The organism is Klebsiella sp. HN106 (assembly GCF_051209435.1).
In the GTDB taxonomy this organism is placed as follows: domain Bacteria; phylum Pseudomonadota; class Gammaproteobacteria; order Enterobacterales; family Enterobacteriaceae; genus Klebsiella; species Klebsiella oxytoca.
Map to the genome: position 1 here is coordinate 1 of NZ_JBLURD010000095.1, position 546 is coordinate 546.

Annotated in this window: 1 tRNA gene and 2 rRNA genes; all 3 read right to left on the reverse strand. The window is 48.5% G+C overall.

Going from position 1 to position 546, the window contains the following annotated elements:
• Positions 1-95 (reverse strand): 23S ribosomal RNA (locus ACSIPU_RS30495); the annotation flags it as partial.
• Between the two features lie 190 nt (positions 96-285).
• A tRNA-Glu gene (locus tag ACSIPU_RS30500) sits at positions 286-361 on the reverse strand.
• A gap of 85 nt (positions 362-446) precedes the next feature.
• Positions 447-546: ribosomal RNA gene (locus tag ACSIPU_RS30505) — 16S ribosomal RNA — on the reverse strand; the annotation flags it as partial.

Consider the following 546-nt stretch of genomic DNA (forward strand, 5'->3'; position numbering starts at 1 on the left):
TTCATATCACCTTACCGACGCTTTTCGCAGATTAGCACGTCCTTCATCGCCTCTGACTGCCAGGGCATCCACCGTGTACGCTTAGTCGCTTAACCTCACAACCCGAAGATGTTTCGTAAAACATCATCGTGTCGCGAAAATTTGAGAGACTCGAACACACATTCACTGTGTGTCGTTTCAATTTTCAGCTTGATCCAGATTTTTAAAGAGCAAATATCTCAAACGTCACCCGAAGATGAGTTTTGAGATATTAAGGCAGGTGACTTTCACTCACGAACCAGCAAGTGGCGTCCCCTAGGGGATTCGAACCCCTGTTACCGCCGTGAAAGGGCGGTGTCCTGGGCCTCTAGACGAAGGGGACACTGAAGTCTCAATCGCAAGACGCCTTGCTATTTACTTTTCATCAGACAATCTGTGTGGACACTACAAAGGCAGGTTCTTTCAGGTAAGGAGGTGATCCAACCGCAGGTTCCCCTACGGTTACCTTGTTACGACTTCACCCCAGTCATGAATCACAAAGTGGTAAGCGCCCTCCCGAAGGTTAAG